The following is a 713-nucleotide window of genomic DNA, read 5'->3' on the forward strand; positions in this document are numbered from 1 at the left end:
AAGGCTCTTAAAATCCCTTGGCGGCAGTGACCGGCTGCGCCCCGGGGTGAAGCGCTTCTCAACTTTTTAGCATATGGACGTAAGTCCAATGAGCTAAAAAAGAGAGGCAATCTCTCACGAGATTCTAATTTTTGCAGTTGTTCGAAGGAAAACAGGCTTTCTTGGAGAATATACATAGTGACTTCATCCTTTCTTGATTTTTCTTGTTTGGTCACTTGAAATATTCTCCAAGAAGGGGTGAAGTCCTTTTTTTGGACCTCAAATCCTTTGTGTTTCAATGGCTCTATTTATTGCAAAATGCTCACATGTACTGACTTAATCATTTGAATAACCCCCTATTTTTTCATCACTTATAATCGGAATAAATGGCTAAAATAGCATTCGATATGTTCATTAAACTTACTTAAAACGTTAATTATTTTTACATAACCTCTTGTTTACATATCTTAGATCCTTTTAGTTTTTGTTTCTACAATCTTGTAAAATTTCCTAACATATTTTTTGCTATATAAAAATCATCTGGTAGTCGACTCACCAGTCTTACTTTTGTTGCTTAAAAACCTTACCGGTTTGACCGATATAATATGAGCTTTTTGCAAAATAACATTTTTACCGTCAGGTAACAAAAAGTTTGGCATCAAGTACCATAATTGGTTGTAGAGCGATTGTTCTGAGGTGATTGAGGGTATATTTTCCCCCTCCCCACCATATGC

1 protein-coding gene and 1 pseudogene are annotated in these 713 nt (G+C 35.9%); both read right to left on the reverse strand.

The annotated features are described in order from the left end of the window. Positions 1 to 176: pseudogene (locus tag IEW48_RS17335) on the reverse strand (transposase); the annotation flags it as partial. Between the two features lie 339 nt (positions 177 to 515). Next, positions 516 to 713: hypothetical protein (locus IEW48_RS17340; protein WP_229704114.1), on the reverse strand; the 198-nt coding region annotated here is incomplete at its 5' end.

Origin of the sequence: Caldalkalibacillus thermarum, assembly GCF_014644735.1 — a bacterium.
Classification (GTDB): domain Bacteria; phylum Bacillota; class Bacilli; order Caldalkalibacillales; family Caldalkalibacillaceae; genus Caldalkalibacillus; species Caldalkalibacillus thermarum.